This window comes from Mucilaginibacter rubeus, assembly GCF_003286415.2.
Taxonomy (GTDB): Bacteria; Bacteroidota; Bacteroidia; order Sphingobacteriales; family Sphingobacteriaceae; genus Mucilaginibacter; species Mucilaginibacter rubeus_A.
Genome location: NZ_CP043450.1, coordinates 3,090,973 through 3,107,723 on the forward strand (window position 1 = coordinate 3,090,973; position 16,751 = coordinate 3,107,723).

Here is a 16,751-nt window from a genome sequence, read left to right on the forward strand (position 1 = left end):
TTTTCAAAAAAACGCTTATTGTAAAATTCTTGTTAGTAAGATTATGCGGGGTAATTGTACTTTATCGGGAGAGGTGGTTACAGTACAGTAAGTACCTTTGAATAAGATGATAACGCGCTTTCGCCGGGGTTGGCATCGGTTATGAGGTAGTTGATTTCATTTATGCTGCAGACCTTCATTTTTTCGAGCGAATCAAGTTTTTCTGCTATGCTCACAATAGCTGTTTTTGTTGCCGATTTGATCATAGCTTTTTTAACCTGAACAACTTCCCATATGGCATCGGTAATGCCGTTTTCCATCGATATGGCATTTGTTCCTAAAAAACACAGATCAGCATTGATATCCGCAAGCTGATTAACAACCATCGAGCCTGTAACAATGTAGGAGTCGTGCAGTAATGTTCCGCCTAACAATACAACCTCACATTCCGAATACTCGATAAGCTCCATGGCCACCACCGGACTAACAACAAAAAATGTGCACCTCAAATCTTTGGGTATCATCCGCACCATTTCAATAATAGTTGTGCCCCCGCCTAAAAGTACTACCATGCCATCACTAATAAGTGTTAAGGCTTTTTTGGCAATTTGCCTTTTGGCTTCCTGTGCATAGGTTTCCCTTACCCCCGTACTGTGCGAAAATGATTTAGACATAGCGCCTCCGTAAACCTTTTTGATTTGTGAATTACTGGCAAGCTCATTCAAATCACGCCTGATAGTATCTTCTGATACATTTAGCTTTGCGCATAAATCTGATGATAATACCTTGTTGTGCAGGTTCAACTGCTTCATGATAAAGTTCTGTCTTTCTTCTTTTAACATGGTTAAGTGACTGTTGGTTTTTAAGGATCAATATATTGTAATTATATTAAATTGTTATGAATAAAAATATTCACCTTAAAAGACAGCGAACTTACAGGCACGTTACAACAAAATTCAACCAGGTTTAAAACACAGATGATAATCTTAAGCATTCCCGATATAAAATATGGAGGCTACATCAAATTTTCTCTTTAACGAGATAAACAGGCGGGAGCGGAAGTTCTTGTGGAGCAATGATGTCCGTACTTCGTTTAAATCCATAGCTTTCGAAGAAATCCAAGTAGGGACTATTTTCATATTCACTTATCCAAACCGCTTGCTGAGCAGTTGATATGGCAAGGCATTTTTCGAATAATGCTTTCCGTATTAAAGGGTCGCTATGTTTCTCCAATACCCCAAAATCCGCTATGCGGGCTAAAGTTTTGCCCTCAAAAATAGTGGGACGGGTACCTTTGGATGTTACTTTGGCATAACCGACTGGCTTGTCGTTCACATAAACAATCAAATATTGATTAGATAAGCTATTCAGTTCTTTCAACAGTTCGCTCTCATTGAAGTTTCTGTTGATATAAACCTGAAGCCCCTGATCATCAATCTTCCCGGCAAACTTTTCTTTGGCTATGGCTGTACTGATAAACAACAGCGCGTCAAATCCGTCTCTATTTCCAATAGTGAATTTTGTTACTATTTTATCCGGCATTTCAATTTCCAATTTGATTATCTGTTATAAAATTATGAACAGATCAAATCTATCAGTTACCCAATACTGCTTACGGTATTTTTTAGCGTATTTATGGCACTTTTAATTGGATGGATCGGGCGATTGAAGTAAGATTAAAAATATGAACCCGGCTGCCGTCGCCTGGCGGGTTTACCGGATTCATCAAATACATTAACCAATTAATATAATTATAAAGAACGAAGCGAATTGTGACAGGTTATAAACCCTTACTGATCAGCGCCAATGACAGCGCGGCAATATCACCAATATTTTCGGACAGGCCCGCCGGAACAATCCTGCAGGCACCTACCGAATCTTTATAAGCCTCTCTGTTGATCACCTCAAGCATAACTGGTTCAAGCAGTTTGTGGGCCCGACCGTAAATGCTGCCCAGGATGATCATCTCCGGGTTCAGAATATCTATCAATAAAGCAAGCCCGCGACCAAGATACTCCGCGCAGATTCTATATACTTCTATCGCTACAGGATCACCATTGAAAGCGGCATCGGCAATAGATTTGGCAGTAATGCTCGGCAAGTCGTCAATACTTTTACAAAAGCTCACCGGCTCTCCTACCTGCAGCTTTTCCCGGGCTTTGATCTGCCCTAACTGGGCTATACCACCGCCGCTGCAATAGCCCTCAAACGAGCCGGCCTTACCAAAACCAACAGGCCCCATATCCGCAAGGCGCATATGCCCCACCTCACCGGCCAGATCAGATGGCCCGGAATACAACCGTCCGTCAAGAATAAAGCCCGCGCCCATGCCGGTTCCGAAGGTTAAAAAGATAAGATTATCTATGCCTTTGCCTGCCCCGTACTTCCACTCGGCAACCGCGCAGGCGTTGGCATCATTTTGCAGCAAAGTTTTTATCCCAAACCTTTCTTCGGTCATCTTTACAATAGGTACCTCATCCCAGCCAATCAAATTGGGCGGGGAAAGGATGAGGCCTTTTTTACTGCTTAAAGGACCACCGCAACTTATACCAATCCCCTCCAGTTGCTCTTTCTGCACGCTGTGTTGTAATAATAATTCTTCTGCTGTAGTAAACAGCAGTTCAATCATTTCATAAACCGGCTTATTTGTAGGCATTGCCTGTTTGCCCACAATATCGATCTCGCCATCGGCAGCAACTTTACCTAATATTACCGCGCATTTTGTGCCTCCAATGTCAAATCCTAACAGCATATATTTTTAATTTTCTTTAAGTGGGCTTACCGTGATCGATTTAAAATTCACTTTACCATGCTTAGCGTAAAACCAGGCAAAACTGCCGTTCTGCTCATAAGTACGGTTAACAATAGTACGTTTGTGGTTAACATCAACATCTATGATACCGTCTTTCATCACAATATCTAATTTAAATGGTTTATCCAGACCATCAACGCCCTCTATCACGGTATTGCCTAACCTTACTGTTTTACTACTTGCCGAAAAATTAAGCCTGTAACCGCCGGTTGCCCCTTCGCCTGAGCGCAGGTAAAGTCCGAATTCCTCATTAGCTCCGGTTGGCTCAACCTCTAAAGTGATGCGGGAATTAAGTGGTACGCCTTCAATATGAGCGGTTCCAACACCACCCGGCGAATTAATAGCTACGCCATCATCACCAATTGCTGAAGCCTGCAGATCGGTCGCGATTTTCACATTTAGTTTGTCGCCGGTTTCGGGGATCATCTCCTGCGGGAAGCTGGTATCTAATGTCCCGTCAGTTTCCTGAAAAACTTCCCGGAACAAGGAGTTGCCACCAAAAATTTCATGGTTATCATCTTTGCTTTCAGATCTGTTGGGTACCCACGCCGCAGCTATTCTTCGTCCGTTTTTAAACTCAGCGGTTTTAACCACGTTCGACCAATCCTCATTCAAAGCCTGGTAACGTGGAGCTTCCCATGGGCCATAAGGATTTTTTGATTTTACGTATGATGTATTACTGCCGTCGCTGTAAACCAGGTAATACCAGCCTTTCCAAAAGAAATAGTCAGGACATTCGGGAGTAGATGGTTGCCCGGTTAGGATTGGCTCATGAACCGTCCAGTTTTTCAGGTCTTTTGATGAAAGGTGCACCAAAGCGCCACCATTGTTTTTCATTACCGGGTTTTCCTGCCAACTGGATACAAACAAATGAAACTCGCCGGTTTTCTCATCTACAAAAACCTTAGGGTCCCTGAAATCCCGTTTACTGTAGCCTGGCGCCGATGTATAAAAAGGATTAGGCTTTTGCTTTTCAAAATTCACACCATCATTGCTGATGGCATAACTCAACTGCTCGTTCACTTTACCATCGTTAAGCAAACGGGTAGCGTAAAATGCGTAATATTTACCTTTGTGATAAACTACCGACCCTGTACAGATGGACTTTTCCCAGGGTTCATCAATTTTAAGCACTAACGGAAATTGCTCCCAGTGTTTCAAATCGGTTGATTTGCTCAGGGCCCATTGGTGCCCGCCCAGCCCGTTCAGGCTTTTATGATGTGCCGAATCCAGCAACCAGTAGTAATAGTAGGTTCCATCTTTCGAAAAAGGAATGCAATCGCCCACAAAAAGGTTCCCTTTAGGTTTAAAGTATTGCATACTTTTTGTCGACTGGACGGTTGGATCATACTTGACGCCCAATTGGGCTTTAGCCATAAATGCCATGACAGATAGTAAGCAGGCAAGTGTTATTTTTTTCATATAGTGTTAGATAAGTAATATGTAAATAGATCAGATATCTTTTGGCGCATCGCCGTTGCGCCAGTGGTTTTCAATAGCTTCCAGCGATTTCCCTTTGGTTTCCGGGATGTAATAGTATCCCCAAACGGCTCCAATAACGCAGATAATGGCATAACTCCAGAAAGTATAATCGATACCCAGGTTATCAACCAGTTTAAGGAACGTAAAAGCTATGATAGCGTTAAAACCCCAATGAGCCAATGAACCAATGCTCATACCCACGCCGCGAACACTAAGCGGGAATACTTCAGAAATAAGGAGCCAACCCAATGGAGCAAGACTGATAGCTATAAAAATAATATAGCAAACAATGCTTAAAACCGCGAATACCGGCAGGCTTGAGCCAAGCGCCTCTTTGAAATGAAAGCATGCACCCAACAAGGCTAATGAAGGGATCATACCCCAAATACCAATAAAATACAACTTGCGCCGCCCCACTTTATCAAGTAGGAATACCGATAGCAGACAGGCCAATACATTTACCCCGCCTATGATGATAGCAGGAACGATACTGGCCGTATTGCTCACTATCCCAGCTATTTTAAAGATGATTGGCGAATAATAGATAATAGTATTAACCCCCGAAAACTGTTGAAAAAAGAAAATACCCACGGTGATAATCAACGGCGCGCGGAGCCATGGTTTCAGGATCTCAGCAGATGAAACTTTGTGTTTTGCTGATATAGCGATCTCTTCCTGAAGACCAGCCAGGGTGCTCTCCACCATATCAGGATCTTCCAGTTTCAGGATGATTTTCTTCCCTTCGTCCCAGCGATTTTTGCTGATAAGCCAACGCGGGGTTTCGGGTAAAAAGAACATGCCTAAAAGCAGGATAGCCGCCGGCACAAAGCCAACCAAGAACATCCAGCGCCAGCTTTCATTGTTGGTATCGTTGGATAACCAATAATCGGTGATATACGAAAGCAGGATCCCTAAAGTGATCATCAATTGATTTAATGTTACCAGCGCTCCCCTAACCCTTGCAGGCGAGATCTCTGAAATATACATTGGTACCACGTATGAGGTGATACCAATGGCAAAACCAATAATAACGCGCATGATCATCAACATAGTTACATTAGCCGCGTAAGCGCATCCCAGGGCACCAACAGTGAAAATGACCGCATTAATAATGATCATTTTTTTGCGGCCGATGATATCGGATAGTTTTCCGCTTGTTAAAGCGCCAATAACCGCCCCAACAAGCACTGTGGTGGTAATCCATTCAATACTGGCATCACTAAGCTGCCAATACTGTTTCAGAAATGGTAAGGCCCCTGAAATAACGCCGGTATCAAAGCCGAATAAAAGGCCACCGGTAGCTGCAATAACTGCGATGAGCAGCACATTAGGTTTTAACTTCATATTTGTTTGTTTTTAGAATCCAGGGTTTTGTTTGTACAAGCCCTTGCTATAATTGATCTGGTTGAGCGGAATAGGTAAATACTCATCGCGCCCCTTCGTAAATTTAGCAGTTTTCAGGTAAGTACGCTTGGTTGACTCACTTGCAAAATAACTATTCAGGTAAGTATCGGCAATCCCCCATCTTACCAAATCAAAGAAACGGTTACCTTCCATAGCAAACTCCAACCTGCGTTCGCGGCGTAAAGCCTGGCGCGCGTAATCCTGCGTCCAGATACAGTTTACACCTGGCTGATATACACCCACTTTATAGTTGGAAATAAAACTGCCATCGGCCTGTTTTAACCTCGCTGTACTATTGCCTCCTCGTTGCCTTACCATGTTGATGAGCGGCAACGCTTCATTTGGCCTGTTCAGCTCAATTAGCGCTTCGGCTTTCCAAAGCAGCACATCGGCAAAACGGATCAGCTCCCAGTTTTTTGAGCTTGACATAAACGGTGGGATCTTTTGAAATGATGGGTCGTTAGCCGCGGCATCATCCTTCATACTGGTAAAAAAACCGTAAATAGCAGGTGCACGCGCCCAGGAAGTTTGGTATACAAAAGTAGGCACATATTTAAACGGGTGACCGGGAATACCCACGGTATGATCCAGCCTTGGGTCGAAGGTTTGATTCAAAAAATCGGCAACCTTGGTGGCGTCTGTGTTATTATAACCGCTGAACAAAGGCAAACCGTTCGCGTCCGTTTTAAAATTGTTCACCAAATCCTGGCTGGGGATGTGTTGCCAGCAGCAACCATACTCCGGGTTCATCGGGTAGGTAAGTGAATGCCCCATATCAATACGGCCAAACTGCGTACCATCGTTTTTAGAATACTGAATAGCAAATACCGATTCGGGGCCGTTTTCAGTTGCTTCTAAAAAGTTATCGCCAAAATCAGGAGCCAAGGCGTAGCCGCTAAAGTTGATCACGCTATCGCACAAGCTTACCACCTGGTTTAGCTTAGCCTGGTCAATACCGGTCATGTTGTGATTATCATCCTGTTTATAGGCCTGATAAAGCAGGGTTTTGGCCAGGTAGGCCAAAGCGGTGTATTTGTTAGGCCTGCCCGCATCTGCCTGTTTAGCCGGCAAAACATTTGCTGCGCTCCTAAAATCAGCGGCAATCTTATCCCATAGCTGATCGCTTGACAGCGTCGTGTTCGAGATTTTGATATAGTCTGATGTTGGTACATTTTCATCTATGTATGGCACCAGGTTCCACAATATTTTCGCCATAAAATAATAGTTACCCCTCAAAAACTTCATCTCGCCCTGCCTGCTTGTTTTTAGTGGAAAGTCGGCTCCGGCAACATTATCAAGACGTAATAAGGCGTTGTTTGCCCGGGCAATGTTATTGTAGATCTGCGCCCACATCTGGTCGGTAAGGCCATTGGTATTTTGGTTGGTTACAAAAGTTTCATAATCGTTCCATTCGCTGTTGTCGCCAACACCATCGCCACCTTTATAAGCGTCGCCGCTGCGCATACTGCCCCAGGGCCATAAGCTGTTGGAAGTGTGCAGGTTTTCGTTGCCTAAAGATGCATAAGCGGCAACAACCATTTTTTCGATGTTCACCGGCGTGTTCAGCTGATCGCTGGCTATAACGCCCTGCGGCTGCTCATCAAGCGCCTTTTTACAGGAAACCAGCGTTCCTATCAGGCAAATTATCAGTAATAATTTTTTTTTCATCTCATTAAAATTTAGGGTTAAAATGACAGGTCGAGGCCAATGGATGTAATTGTTGGGATTGGATAAGCGCCCGACGGGTTTTCAGGATCGGTAGCTGTAAATGATTTACTTTTCACCGTGAACAGGTTATTTGCCTGTATGTAAATCCTCGCCCGCTGAACTTTAATTTTCCGTAGCGCGTCTTTCAGGTTATAACCAATCTGCGCATTACGCAGCTTCATGTACGAGCCGTTTTCCAGGTAATAGGTAGATGTTCTGGCCTCATTGTTCCTGTCAACCAAAGTCAACGCCGGTATAGTTGAACCGGTGTTTGTTGGCGACCATGCGTTTAATGTTCTGGTGCCCCAGTTGGTGCCCGGCCAAATTGAGGTAAAGTCTGTATAATTTTTGTAAGAGTTGTAGACACTTATGCCTTGTACTCCCTGGAAAAACAGCGCAAGATCAAAGTTTTTGTACGACAGGTTCAAGTTCAGACCATAGGTAAAATTGGGGTTACCGTTAGATATGTAGTCCATATCCTTGTTATCAATTACACCATCGCCATTCAGGTCTTTATACCTGATCCGGCCAATACCCTTACCCGGTTGCGCGGCAGAATTGGTTACTTGTTCCTGTGAGGTAAATAAGCCATCGGCAACATAGCCGTAGATAGAGTTGATGGAATGGCCGATGATGGTTTGCGTTGTACCATTGCCCGGATAGGCAGTAATTACTTCAGAAGGGATATAGGTAACCTTGTTCCGGAAAGTGGCGATATTACCGCTCACGGTGAAATTCAGGTCTTTGTTAATTTGCCCATCATAGGTAAGCAAAGCCTCGATACCTTTATTTTGCATAGATGCGCCATTAAAGGTAGTTGTACCGCCCTCGCCAATAACTGCCAGATAACCTGGGGTAATAAGGATATCAGAGGTTTTCTTGATGAAATAATCAACCGAGCCGGAAAGCTTTTGGTTAAACAATCCAAAGTCGATACCGAAGTTCGACTCCCTGGTACCCTCCCATTTCAGGGAATTGTTACCTTCCTGAATTTTAACGAAGCCTGAAGGAAGCGTACCCGTACCGGCACCGGTTATATCATAAGCGGTTCCCCTGTCTGCAGTAAAAGTAGGATCTGTACCGTAGATAGCCGCATATAAAGAGTTGGTAGCATAGTTACCTATGGTTTGATTACCAGTACGTCCGTAACCATAGCGTAATTTCAAATCGGAAATAGCGGGAATCTGTTTAATAAAATCCTCCTGGCTCAGCCTCCAGGCAACGGTTGCTGAAGGGAATGTTCCATACCGGTTATTGGCACCGAACCTTGAAGAACCATCGCGGCGGACAGTAACCGATGCCAGGTACTTGTTATCGAAAGTATAGTTCACCTTGCCAAAGAACGACAACAGGGAATAAGCACCGCCATTGCCACCGTTAAGGATATTTGATGAACCGGCATCGAGATACGCGTAATTAATATCTTCTAACGCGTAGCCCTGCCTGCTGCCAAAAAAGTTTTGGTTCATGTAGTGGATAGATTCCTGGCCAGCCAGCACATTGATCTGGTGTTTTTTCAGGTTAAGATCATAAGTTAAAGTGTTTTGCCAGATGAGGTTACCGTCAAAATTTTGCGAGTTAGCCACAAGGTTAGAAGGATCAACCAAAAAACCCGAAATGTATGATTTGCGCAAGGTTCGCTCATAAAGACCATCATAATCAACCCCGTAGGTGGTTTTCAGGTGTAAACCCGGGATAACAGTTAAATCGGCAAACACGTTGCCGGTAATGCGACCAAAATAACTTTGGTTCTGCTTGTTATCCATAATTAAACGTACCGGGTTCTGGCGGTCGGTCATACCTGCAGCCGGGCCACCCCATCCGCCGGTAACGGTATAAACCGGCACAATCGGATTTTGAACCAGCGCTGTAAACAAAACACTATTTACATCAATAAGCCTGTCGTTAATGAAAGAAACATTGAGGTTTTCGCCAATTTTTAAACGACCATTGAAGAAATTATAATCAGTATTTAGCCTGATGGTGGCCTTGCGGGTATGGGTTTCTTTAACTATACCCTTGTTGTCGTAATAGCCAACAGAAAGAAAACTATTCCCTTTTTCGCCGCCATTGCTAACAGAAACATTATAATTCTGCAATAATGAGGTTTGACCAATTTCGTCAAACCACCTCGTATCGGCAGGTTTCATAGTTTTGGCGCCATCTATAAATTCAGGCAGGATTATTTTATTCAACACCGGGTTATTAAAATCCTTGTTCCAGTCAAACTGGTAGATCTGGTTATTATTAGGATCGGTACCGTCATTAACCGATGCCTTAAAATAAGCCTCGCCGTGCTGTTGGGTATTCAATACTTTAAGCTTTGAATTGTAGTACTGCAATGATGATGAAGCGTTTACATCAATACGACTGATACCTTTTTTACCTCGTTTTGTGGTTACGATGATAACACCATTAGCTGCCCTCGAACCGTAAATGGTTGCTGATGAAGCGTCTTTCAATACCTGTAATGATTCAATATCCGCCTGGTTAATTTCTTCCAACCCACGGGTGGTTGGTACGCCGTCGATAACATACAATGGATCGTTGTTATTCAGGGTGCCGATACCGCGGATGCGGACAGTTGCACCACCTTCGGGCGAACCGTTGGTGGTGATGTACACGCCGGGTACCCGGCCCTGTAAGGCTTTGGTAGCATTACCTTGCGGAATATCCTTAATATCGGTCATTTTTACTACGGATACAGCGCCTGTCAGATCGGCCTTTTTCTGGCTTTGATAACCGGTTACAACTACTTCGTCAAGGTTGCCCGACTGATATTCAAGGGCTATAAGCACCGGTTCGTTAGCCGCTTTAACGGTGTAGGTAAACGTTTGCATCCCTACAAAAGAGAAAGTGATATTACCGTTTACGGTGGCGTTAAGGCTAAATTTTCCGTTAACATCCGTAATGGTACTTGCTATGGCCGATTTTACGGTAACGCCGGCAAGCGGTGTCCCCCGCTCTTTTTCGGTCACCGTGCCTGTTACTACTTTTTGCTGACCGTACAGGGCCACGTAACAGAGCATGAACATGATTGTTAAAATTTTTTTCATAATTCGTTTGGTTTTAATGTTGGTTTGATAAGCTCTTTTTGAAAGTTTTAATCAAGAAGAATTGCACTTTAATCGATTAAAGTAATGGATTTTAAAATGGTTCATATAATTGTACTGTTTAATTTTAAAATTGATTATCTGGTTTAAACTTTACTTTAATCGATTAAAGTAAAGGGGCAAAAAAAAATTCTATGTTTCACGGCATGATTTTCCCGGGACAAACCCCGCCTGGAATGTCAGTTTTTTCTTTATCTTTTGGTTATTGATCAGGTTTACCAAAGTCTTTACCGCGGCCTCCCCCATTTCTTCCAATGGTTGCCTTCCGTGTGTAACCGGGCAGTAAAACAAATCAAACGCGTCCGATTCGTCAAAGCTCAGTACAGATACATCACCCGGCACCTTTACCCCCAGCGCGTTTAACCGCTTTAAAGCTTCGATAGCTAAACGATCTGTTGCCAGAAAAATGGCGTCAGGCTTATTGGCAGAATTTAATAATGGTTTAAGAACTGGTTCTATTTCCTTTGATAAATCGTCGCCCTTAACATGGATCAACCATTCGGGGTGGCTTTCAAGGTGATGGTCTTTCAGCGCATCTAAATACCCCCTATCACGCTCCTGCAAATGGAACATGTTTGTTTTTAGATTGATAAAGCTGATCCTTTTATGGCCAGAAGCAACCAAATAGGATACCGCGTCATACGCAGCCTTGTAATTATCTAAAGCAACGTAGTTTGTATCTATCTCAGGGAAATAACGGTCAATCAGCACAAATGGGATCCCTGAATTTTGCAGATGCAGGATTTGCTCCTGCGAGTCTCCGCCCGGCACAAGGATAAGGCCATCTACCTGCCGGTTTACCAGCACATTGGTCAGTTCGGTAAATTTCTCCCGGTTTTCGTTGGTGCTGCCAAAAATCACAGTAAAGTTGAGGCGCTTGGCCTCCGCCTCTATAGCCCGGGTAATCCCGGTACTAAAGCGGTAATTTATATCGGCCACCACTAAGCCAATGGTATGGGTTTTCCGGATGCGGAGACTTTTGGCCACCTGATTGGGTTGGTAGTTTAATTCAATAGCGGCTAATTTGATCTTCTCCGCGTTTTCCTTGCTCACCTGCTTTTCCTCTGCCTGCCCGTTAAGCACATACGAAACCAGCGCGGTGGATACACCAACGTGTTGCGCAATATCTTTTAGGACAACTTTTTTCACGGTGTTGAAAGGCTACAGATTTCGGTTAAATTGGAATATGAAAACAAATCTAACGCTTTAAACGATTAAAGCAAATAAATCTGCAAATTTTATCCAAAATTAGATGCCAGATCAAAACCTGTTCATTTAGCTTTCCTTATCTTGTAGTTTAGCCAAAGCACACCGCCGGGCAGTTCTTTTACCTTTTTTAACTTCATTTCGGTAACGGCCCCGTCTTCAAACACGCTGGTTGCAGTTGTTCCATCGGCCAGTGGCAAAAGCAGCAAACTTAATTCATCAACCAATCCTGCTTTCATCATAGCGCCGTTTAAATTTCCGCCACCTTCCAGCATTATTGTTTTTATCGGGAACAGGCTTGTCAACTTCTTTAAAGCCAATGCAAGATCAACTTCCTTGTCGCCCGCGATAACATATGATATTCCACGGTCACGCAAATAATCAACATAGCCTTGTGAAACCTGGGCCGTAAGTACCTCGATTAAATGATCGCCGTCGATGTTGTTTTCTTTCCAGGCCAACTTGCCTTTAGCATCTATCGCGATAGCAAACGATTTGGCTTTAGCATCGGCTACAAAGTCGGTAGTTTCATTTGTTTGCTCACCATGGTGAGTGTACAGGCCATCTGAAAAGTCTCGCTCCATGGTTACCCTGCCGCACATCCAGGCCTGGCTGTCATATTTCTTATGAACCTTTTCATACAAACCCGTTGAACCTTTACCTGTTTTGGTATCCGCCCAGTTCTTGGTCAATATTTTGCCATCAACCGAACTCATCATGTGGCAAACAACGTAAGGTAATTTTGATTTCGGAGGCATGTTATTTAACGATATGATCGGCTACTTTTTTTATTTTCTTTTTCTTTATACCAGTCTTAGCACTAACAACATCCGAAGCCAGATCTTTCGCCTCATCTTTTAGTTTATGCTTAATAGACCGGACCACCTCTCCCCCGCTTTCGGTTAAAAATAAATAAGCTAATGTACCGGCCACCAACGCGCCAGCTGCTATGGCTACAATAAGCCCTGTATTATCTTCTTTTTTAAATGGATTTTTCATAATGGGTTAACAAAACCTGCGGCAAATTGTTAGCATAAAAAAGGAGGAATTATGCCATGGCTTAACGGCGACTACCCGCCATCATACAAAAATCAACCTAAAAAAATAAGGGACAAAGCAACCGAAATTGCAAACGAAGTGCTAAAAACAACCGGCAACGAAGGCGAAGCTATCGCAACCGGTCTGAAACAAGCGCGGGCCCATTTCAAAAAAGAAGAAAAAACCAAAGGAGAATAAAACCTGAATTTGTCTTGTTCTATAAGTGGTCGATACGGACCCAGTTCATACCGGCCGATGTAGCAGCTATGGTTCCCGCTTCGCCATCTTCAAATACAAGGCAATCTTCCGGATTAACCTCAAGCAATTTCGCCGCTTTCAAAAAAGGGTCTGGAAAAGGTTTTCCATGCTCGGTTTCACCGGCACAGACCATGACTTCAACAAGCGATGCTATCCCAAGCACTTCCAGCGTCTTTTCTACCGCAACCCTGCCGCTTCCGGATACCACGCCGATCTTTACTTTCCCCGCATGCGCCCGCAGATGGTCTACCACATGGGCTATGGGTAAAGTATGCGCTATATATTCGTCCAGAAACAATTTATATTTCAACTCCTTAAACTCCAGCGGGTCAAAGTCTGTCCCGTATTTTTTGTTTATCTCCTCAATAACATTGACCACCGGCCATCCTGCCAGTTCATCTATAATATCTCCTTCAATAACGTGCCCTTTATTTGCTGCTACTTTGATGTAAGTTTCCTTGTGCGCACCCATATTATCGGCCAGTGTGCCGTCACAATCGTATAAATAAGCTTTATATCCTTTACTCAGATTGGTTAATTGCTCAAGCTTTGAAATTTCCATGGCGGCAAATATAGCCCGACAGCAATTAAATAAAATAACGAAGCGGTCATTAAAATCGCGGATAATTTAATTATGGCTGTCCAGTGCTTTAATAAAAGCAATCAACTCCTTTTTTTCCTTAGCTGTGAGGCGAAGTTTATCGGCAGAAAGTGTTTGGTTTGGCACTTTCAATCCCATTCCCGCACCTCCGCCTTCATTGTAAAAATCAATTACTTCCTCCAGTGTCTTATAAACGCCGTTGTGCATATACGGCGCAGTCCTACTGGAATTACGTACGGTTGTCACTTTAAACGCATGCCGGTTAAAGTCTAATGGTTGAATGCCAAATAACCCGGGATCCGGATCAATGATTTTACGATTTTTCATTTTCGGCACCCCAATCACTTCGGCCTCCATCTGTACATATCTTGGCGGAAGCGTACTGTTAAACAAAGGCATGTAATGACATGTTGAGCAACGCGCCTTGCCCATAAAAATATTAAAACCGTTGATTTCCGTTTGAGTAAGTATTTTCGGATCGCCTTGCATATAAGCGTCAAACCGGCTATTCAATGCGGTGAGGCTTCGGATATAGCTTGCCAAAGCATTCATCACTTCTCCCGTATCGATAGCTGTTCTGTCTTTTATCGGGAAAGCGTCATTAAAAAGCCCGGTGTAATATTTGTCCTGCCACAGCTTTTTGGTCGAGAGTTTAATGTCGCCATGCATTTCATCGCGATTACCTATTACATCAACAATCTGTTCTTCCAGCGAAGCCGCCCGAAGATCGTAAAACTGAGCAGGCTGTAACGCCGCGTTGATCAATGTTGGTGTATTGCGGAAGATTGTTTTTTTACCCATGATATCCAGATTTTTAACCATACCATCACTAAAAGCTTTACCTGGCTGATGGCAGCTGGCGCAACTGCGGGTTAAAGTACCGGACAGCCGGGGATCAAAAAATAGCTTTTTACCCAATGCTATCTTTTTTTCGGTAACAGAATCCTCCGGGGCGGCGATATAAGCATTGCGATTAAAAGCTTTGGTATCAAATAAGGTTTCCGCATCCTGATTCAACAAACGGTTGTAACGGACATCGGGCAAGTTTAACTGTTGATGTAAATGGGTTAAAGCCTTTGTTAAGGGATTTGCATAAAGGGTGAGAAATGCAGCCCGGTCAAAACGATCAAAAACAACAGGTCTGGAAAGATAGCCTATAGCCTGATCGAAAAGTTCATGCAACGGATCGTTATTATCCTGTACGTAGTACCTCGTAACAACCCCAACACTTTTAAGCGCAGCCGCTGATTCTGCAAAACACTGATGAACGAGGGGATCATCAAAATCATTCAACCCTAATGTCTCTATCCTAAAAACCTCGAGTTTGAGCGCGTCCATGATCTGCCAGTCCTGCAAATCGGCGTGCATAAAATAATCACGATAAGCTTCGGCGTTAGTCTTGAGTTTACTTAACGAAGCGTTAAGCTGCTTCCGTGAGGCAGGGTTAAAATGAGGAAACAAAAACTGCTCTATGACCTGCAAACCCTCCGGCTGAATAACCAGGCCGCTAAGCTCGGTTTCGGGTACCGGAGGCCCGTTAACCTGCCGCGAGGTAAGTGGATCAAAATATTCTGTAGCCCACTCCATCCGTTTATAGGCCAATCGCACATCTTTAAACCGCTGCTGCAACACCTCTTTGTTGCCCCTCGTTGCCGCCGACTGCAAACCGTGCACCGCTGTCAAAAAACTATCAGCCTGCAGTACCAGTTTTTCACGTACATTTTCGGATGTGGACGCCGGGGTATTATGAAAACTCAGCAGGCCAAACCCGATGATAGCCAGGAGGCCTGCTGAAATAACCTTAAAAGTTGAACGCATGGCTTAAGGGATCGGCATGCTGATCGCGGCTATTAAGCGGTTTCAGCCCCCATCTTTTTTCTATAAACGCCATAATGCTTACCGTTTCGTAATTAGTATGATCAACAAATCCTTTTTTCGCGAATGGCGAGATGATCAATGCGGGGATGCGTGTGCCTGGGCCCCATTTGTCGATCTTCGGTGGTGCAACGTGGTCCCAGAAACCGCCATTTTCATCGTAAGTGAGGATTATAACCACGTCTTTAGCATTTGGCCCGTTCAGTACCGCGTTAATTAACTTAACGGCATGGCTTTCACCGGCAGTAACTGTAGAAGCACCAGGATGCTCATTCTCAAGCCCTATCGGTTTAACAAAAGATACTGCGGGCAAGGTACCTTTTTTTGCTGCTTCCAAAAACTCGGTTTCATCTCTCAGGTGTTTTTTTCTTTCTTCTGTGCCTTCCGCATATTTGGTAAAATATGCAAATGGCTGATGATGAAAGGCAAAAGTCGGGTCGGCTTTACCTGCTACAGCATCATTCCAACCTCCTGAATACCAGGCCCAGGAAATTCCCTTATCGGTAAGACGATCACCAATGGTCGGGCCATTTTGATTAGGAATCAGAGTTGCAGGATTGGCACCTTTTGGATGCAGGTTTACAGAATTAGAAGTATTAACGGCATAGCCATCCGGTGTTACCGATCCGTCTTTAATCATTTTTCCGGACGCATCCAGTTGCGCTTTGATATTTTCCGGGGCGTTAGGAAACTCTGGTGAAGCAGCCGCGATCAGCCATTGATGGTTAAGAAATGACCCGCCAAAAGCGCTGTGAAAAAAGTGATCGCAAAGCGTATACTTAGTCGCCAGTTCATACAACGGTAGTTTAGCAGTAGTATAATATCCCATGGTTAAACCTTTGGTATAATTATATAACGCGAACTTGTCCATCTTACCGCCGTTTATTTGCATTTGCTCCTGGTAAAAAGCATGCGTAACATCGGGTGTAGCCTGATCGGCAGCTACATATTGGTCGATATTAAAATAAGTATTTGGCAGGTTTGTAGGGAAAGCGCTGCTCCTCGGCACCGGTGGCAAGGTGTTATAAGGTTTACCTTCGGCATCTATCTGGATAATGTTTTCCTTATTTGCAGATGTAAGGCCGTCCGCTCCTTTAAATTGCCCCCAAAGGTTATCAAAGCTGTGGTTTTCCATATAAATAACTACCACATGCTGTACCTTGTTAATGCCGGGTGCCTCCGGGTCACGAAAAGCCGAAACGCTCAGGCATGTAGCAAGGGTTAAAGCAGCAGCCGGAATAAAAAAGTATCTCCTGTTTAAATTTTTCATAGTTTG

14 protein-coding genes are annotated in these 16,751 nt (G+C 43.9%); 1 reads left to right on the top strand and 13 read right to left on the bottom strand.

Annotation, left to right across the window (positions count from 1 at the left end):
• Positions 1 to 77 precede the first annotated feature (77 nt).
• From DEO27_RS12255 to DEO27_RS12300, 10 genes are all read right to left on the bottom strand, one after another.
• The gene (locus DEO27_RS12255; protein WP_112565762.1) at positions 78 to 821 is read right to left on the bottom strand and encodes a DeoR/GlpR family DNA-binding transcription regulator; all 744 of its coding nucleotides are present in this window, start codon (positions 819 to 821) and stop codon (positions 78 to 80) included.
• A gap of 178 nt (positions 822 to 999) precedes the next feature.
• A complete protein-coding gene (locus DEO27_RS12260) occupies positions 1,000 to 1,533 on the bottom strand; it encodes an N-acetyltransferase (RefSeq protein WP_146749944.1) in 534 nt (177 codons plus the stop codon).
• A gap of 226 nt (positions 1,534 to 1,759) precedes the next feature.
• Positions 1,760 to 2,731, bottom strand: a complete 972-nt coding sequence (locus DEO27_RS12265; protein ID WP_112565756.1) for an ROK family protein — start codon at positions 2,729 to 2,731, stop codon at positions 1,760 to 1,762.
• A gap of 6 nt (positions 2,732 to 2,737) precedes the next feature.
• Entirely contained in the window at positions 2,738 to 4,213 is a 1,476-nt protein-coding gene (locus DEO27_RS12270) for a family 43 glycosylhydrolase (protein ID WP_112565753.1), read from the bottom strand.
• A gap of 30 nt (positions 4,214 to 4,243) precedes the next feature.
• A complete protein-coding gene (locus tag DEO27_RS12275) occupies positions 4,244 to 5,617 on the bottom strand; it encodes a sugar porter family MFS transporter (RefSeq protein ID WP_112565749.1) in 1,374 nt (457 codons plus the stop codon).
• A gap of 12 nt (positions 5,618 to 5,629) precedes the next feature.
• Positions 5,630 to 7,345, bottom strand: coding sequence for a RagB/SusD family nutrient uptake outer membrane protein (locus DEO27_RS12280; RefSeq protein WP_112565746.1), 1,716 nt, complete (start codon positions 7,343 to 7,345; stop codon positions 5,630 to 5,632).
• 17 nt (positions 7,346 to 7,362) lie between these two features.
• Positions 7,363 to 10,440, bottom strand: coding sequence for a SusC/RagA family TonB-linked outer membrane protein (locus DEO27_RS12285; RefSeq protein ID WP_112565742.1), 3,078 nt, complete (start codon positions 10,438 to 10,440; stop codon positions 7,363 to 7,365).
• 189 nt (positions 10,441 to 10,629) lie between these two features.
• Positions 10,630 to 11,646 carry a LacI family DNA-binding transcriptional regulator gene (locus DEO27_RS12290; protein WP_112565739.1) on the bottom strand — a complete coding sequence of 339 codons (1,017 nt, stop codon included), beginning with the start codon at positions 11,644 to 11,646 and terminating at the stop codon, positions 10,630 to 10,632.
• A 122-nt stretch (positions 11,647 to 11,768) separates the two neighbouring features.
• The gene (locus tag DEO27_RS12295; RefSeq protein WP_112565735.1) at positions 11,769 to 12,461 is read right to left on the bottom strand and encodes a dihydrofolate reductase family protein; all 693 of its coding nucleotides are present in this window, start codon (positions 12,459 to 12,461) and stop codon (positions 11,769 to 11,771) included.
• Position 12,462: 1 nt separating this feature from the next.
• A complete protein-coding gene (locus DEO27_RS12300; RefSeq protein WP_112565733.1) occupies positions 12,463 to 12,702 on the bottom strand; it encodes a hypothetical protein in 240 nt (79 codons plus the stop codon).
• 51 nt (positions 12,703 to 12,753) lie between these two features.
• Between DEO27_RS12300 and DEO27_RS12305 the strand changes: the two genes are divergently transcribed.
• On the top strand, positions 12,754 to 12,939 hold the full coding sequence (locus DEO27_RS12305) for a hypothetical protein (protein WP_112565730.1): 186 nt from the start codon (positions 12,754 to 12,756) through the stop codon (positions 12,937 to 12,939).
• 19 nt (positions 12,940 to 12,958) lie between these two features.
• Here DEO27_RS12305 and DEO27_RS12310 read toward each other — a convergent pair whose 3' ends face one another.
• The 3 genes from DEO27_RS12310 to DEO27_RS12320 all read right to left on the bottom strand — a co-directional run bounded on the left by DEO27_RS12310 (position 12,959) and on the right by DEO27_RS12320 (position 16,745).
• Positions 12,959 to 13,561 carry an HAD family hydrolase gene (locus tag DEO27_RS12310; RefSeq protein ID WP_112565727.1) on the bottom strand — a complete coding sequence of 201 codons (603 nt, stop codon included), beginning with the start codon at positions 13,559 to 13,561 and terminating at the stop codon, positions 12,959 to 12,961.
• A gap of 66 nt (positions 13,562 to 13,627) precedes the next feature.
• Positions 13,628 to 15,418, bottom strand: a complete 1,791-nt coding sequence (locus tag DEO27_RS12315) for a cytochrome c peroxidase (protein ID WP_112565724.1) — start codon at positions 15,416 to 15,418, stop codon at positions 13,628 to 13,630.
• Positions 15,402 to 16,745 (bottom strand): alkaline phosphatase family protein, encoded by a 1,344-nt coding sequence (locus tag DEO27_RS12320; protein WP_112565721.1) that lies wholly within the window; start codon positions 16,743 to 16,745, stop codon positions 15,402 to 15,404. The genes DEO27_RS12315 and DEO27_RS12320 overlap by 17 nt, the downstream gene beginning before the upstream one ends.
• Positions 16,746 to 16,751 lie beyond the last annotated feature (6 nt).

Bases quoted from the DNA above. Each gene is read 5' to 3' on its own strand.
- DEO27_RS12320 (WP_112565721.1), bottom strand. From the start codon at position 16,745: ATGAAAAATTTAAACAGGAGATACTTTTTTATTCCGGCTGCTGCTTTA.
- DEO27_RS12310 (WP_112565727.1), bottom strand. From the start codon at position 13,561: ATGGAAATTTCAAAGCTTGAGCAATTAACCAATCTGAGTAAAGGATAT.
- DEO27_RS12270 (WP_112565753.1), bottom strand. From the start codon at position 4,213: ATGAAAAAAATAACACTTGCCTGCTTACTATCTGTCATGGCATTTATG.
- DEO27_RS12305 (WP_112565730.1), top strand. From the start codon at position 12,754: ATGCCATGGCTTAACGGCGACTACCCGCCATCATACAAAAATCAACCT.
- DEO27_RS12265 (WP_112565756.1), bottom strand. From the start codon at position 2,731: ATGCTGTTAGGATTTGACATTGGAGGCACAAAATGCGCGGTAATATTA.
- DEO27_RS12300 (WP_112565733.1), bottom strand. From the start codon at position 12,702: ATGAAAAATCCATTTAAAAAAGAAGATAATACAGGGCTTATTGTAGCC.
- DEO27_RS12295 (WP_112565735.1), bottom strand. From the start codon at position 12,461: ATGCCTCCGAAATCAAAATTACCTTACGTTGTTTGCCACATGATGAGT.
- DEO27_RS12255 (WP_112565762.1), bottom strand. From the start codon at position 821: ATGTTAAAAGAAGAAAGACAGAACTTTATCATGAAGCAGTTGAACCTG.
- DEO27_RS12280 (WP_112565746.1), bottom strand. From the start codon at position 7,345: ATGAAAAAAAAATTATTACTGATAATTTGCCTGATAGGAACGCTGGTT.
- DEO27_RS12315 (WP_112565724.1), bottom strand. From the start codon at position 15,418: ATGCGTTCAACTTTTAAGGTTATTTCAGCAGGCCTCCTGGCTATCATC.
- DEO27_RS12285 (WP_112565742.1), bottom strand. From the start codon at position 10,440: ATGAAAAAAATTTTAACAATCATGTTCATGCTCTGTTACGTGGCCCTG.
- DEO27_RS12275 (WP_112565749.1), bottom strand. From the start codon at position 5,617: ATGAAGTTAAAACCTAATGTGCTGCTCATCGCAGTTATTGCAGCTACC.